Genomic DNA, 3,206 nt, shown 5'->3' on the forward strand with positions numbered 1-3,206 from the left:
GCAAAACCGAGTGAATTAGAGTTTTTTAACAAGCTTTGAATTCAAAAAGAAATAATCGCTAGTGTTCGAAAGAACACTCACAGATTAATAACATTTTGGGTTTTCAACCGACTTGTTCGTGTTGAAAGTCAAAAAAGATTAAGTTATTAAGGGCGCACGGTGGATGCCTTGGCACTAGAAGCCGACGAAGGACGTTACTAACGACGATATGCTTTGGGGAGCTGTAAGTAAGCTTTGATCCAGAGATTTCCGAATGGGGAAACCCAGCACGAGTTATGTCGTGTTATCGATATGTGAATACATAGCATATCTGAAGGCAGACGCGGAGAACTGAAACATCTTAGTACCCGCAGGAAGAGAAAGAAAAATCGATTCCCTGAGTAGCGGCGAGCGAAACGGGAAGAGCCCAAACCAACGAGCTTGCTTGTTGGGGTTGTAGGACACTCTATACGGAGTTACAAAAGAACAGACTAGACGAATCATCTGGAAAGATGAATCAAAGAAGGTAATAATCCTGTAGTCGAAAGTTTGTTCACTCTTGAGTGGATCCTGAGTACGACGGAACACGAGAAATTCCGTCGGAATCTGGGAGGACCATCTCCCAAGGCTAAATACTCTCTAGTGACCGATAGTGAACCAGTACCGTGAGGGAAAGGTGAAAAGTACCCCGGAAGGGGAGTGAAATAGAACTTGAAACCGTGTGCTTACAAGTAGTCAGAGCCCGTTAATGGGTGATGGCGTGCCTTTTGTAGAATGAACCGGCGAGTTACGATTTGATGCAAGGTTAAGCAGTGAATGTGGAGCCGTAGCGAAAGCGAGTCTGAATAGGGCGTTGAGTATTTGGTCGTAGACCCGAAACCAGGTGATCTACCCATGACCAGGTTGAAGTTCAGGTAACACTGAATGGAGGACCGAACCGACTTACGTTGAAAAGTGAGCGGATGAGTTGTGGGTAGCGGAGAAATTCCAATCGAACCTGGAGATAGCTGGTTCTCTCCGAAATAGCTTTAGGGCTAGCCTCAAGTGATGATTATTGGAGGTAGAGCACTGTTTGGACGAGGGGCCCTTATCGGGTTACCGAATTCAGACAAACTCCGAATGCCAATCAATTTAACTTGGGAGTCAGAACGCGGGTGATAAGGTCCGTGTTCGAAAGGGAAACAGCCCAGACCACCAGCTAAGGTCCCAAAATATATGTTAAGTGGAAAAGGATGTGGCGTTGCCCAGACAACTAGGATGTTGGCTTAGAAGCAGCCATCATTTAAAGAGTGCGTAATAGCTCACTAGTCGAGTGACACTGCGCCGAAAATGTACCGGGGCTAAACATATTACCGAAGCTGTGGATTGTCCGTAAGGACAATGGTAGGAGAGCGTTCTAAGGGCGTTGAAGCATGATCGCAAGGACATGTGGAGCGCTTAGAAGTGAGAATGCCGGTGTGAGTAGCGAAAGACGGGTGAGAATCCCGTCCACCGATTGACTAAGGTTTCCAGAGGAAGGCTCGTCCGCTCTGGGTTAGTCGGGTCCTAAGCTGAGGCCGATAGGCGTAGGCGATGGATAACAGGTTGATATTCCTGTACCACCATTATTCGTTTTAAGCGATGGGGGGACGCAGTAGGATAGGCGAAGCGTACGATTGGATTGTACGTCCAAGCAGTGAGATTGAGTGTTAGGCAAATCCGGCACTCTTAAGATTGAGCTGTGATGGGGAGAGGAAATTGTTTCCTCGAGTCGTTGATTTCACACTGCCAAGAAAAGCCTCTAGCTAGAATTGTGGTGCCCGTACCGCAAACCGACACAGGTAGTCAAGATGAGAATTCTAAGGTGAGCGAGCGAACTCTCGTTAAGGAACTCGGCAAAATGACCCCGTAACTTCGGGAGAAGGGGTGCTCTTTAGGGTTAACGCCCAGGAGAGCCGCAGTGAATAGGCCCAAGCGACTGTTTATCAAAAACACAGGTCTCTGCTAAACCGTAAGGTGATGTATAGGGGCTGACGCCTGCCCGGTGCTGGAAGGTTAAGAGGAGTGGTTAGCTTCTGCGAAGCTACGAATCGAAGCCCCAGTAAACGGCGGCCGTAACTATAACGGTCCTAAGGTAGCGAAATTCCTTGTCGGGTAAGTTCCGACCCGCACGAAAGGCGTAACGATTTGGGCACTGTCTCAACGAGAGACTCGGTGAAATCATAGTACCTGTGAAGATGCAGGTTACCCGCGACAGGACGGAAAGACCCCGTGGAGCTTTACTGTAGTCTGATATTGAAATTCGGCACAGCTTGTACAGGATAGGTAGGAGCCTGAGATACGTGAGCGCTAGCTTACGTGGAGGCGTTGGTGGGATACTACCCTCGCTGTGTTGGATTTCTAACCCGCACCATTTATCATGGTGGGAGACAGTGTCAGATGGGCAGTTTGACTGGGGCGGTCGCCTCCTAAAGAGTAACGGAGGCGCTCAAAGGTTTCCTCAGAATGGTTGGAAATCATTCATAGAGTGTAAAGGCATAAGGAAGCTTGACTGCGAGACTTACAAGTCGAGCAGGGTCGAAAGACGGACTTAGTGATCCGGTGGTTCCGCATGGAAGGGCCATCGCTCAACGGATAAAAGCTACCCCGGGGATAACAGGCTTATCTCCCCCAAGAGTTCACATCGACGGGGAGGTTTGGCACCTCGATGTCGGCTCATCGCATCCTGGGGCTGTAGTCGGTCCCAAGGGTTGGGCTGTTCGCCCATTAAAGCGGTACGCGAGCTGGGTTCAGAACGTCGTGAGACAGTTCGGTCCCTATCCGTCGTGGGCGTAGGAAATTTGAGAGGAGCTGTCCTTAGTACGAGAGGACCGGGATGGACATACCTCTGGTGTACCAGTTGTCGTGCCAACGGCATCGCTGGGTAGCTATGTATGGACGGGATAAGTGCTGAAAGCATCTAAGCATGAAGCCCCCCTCAAGATGAGATTTCCCAACTTCGGTTATAAGATCCCTCAAAGATGATGAGGTTAATAGGTTCGAGGTGGAAGCATAGCGATATGTGCAGCTGACGAATACTAATCGATCGAAGACTTAATCAAATTTTAAATGTTTTGTTTGGTTGAATCATATTTTACTTACTATCTAGTTTTGAATGTATAATTTCATACATTTCATTGTCTGGTGACAATGGCAAGGAGGTCACACCTGTTCCCATGCCGAACACAGAAGTTAAGCTCCTTAGCGCC

At 48.5% G+C, this 3,206-nt stretch carries 2 rRNA genes; both read left to right on the forward strand.

Annotated elements, in window-relative coordinates:
* Positions 1 to 136: 136 nt before the first annotated feature.
* A 23S ribosomal RNA gene (locus L987_RS00635) occupies positions 137 to 3,059 on the forward strand.
* A gap of 78 nt (positions 3,060 to 3,137) precedes the next feature.
* Positions 3,138 to 3,206 (forward strand): 5S ribosomal RNA (rrf, locus tag L987_RS00640); the annotation flags it as partial.

It is taken from the genome of Staphylococcus sp. ZWU0021 (assembly GCF_000798895.1).
Taxonomy (GTDB): domain Bacteria; phylum Bacillota; class Bacilli; order Staphylococcales; family Staphylococcaceae; genus Staphylococcus; species Staphylococcus saprophyticus.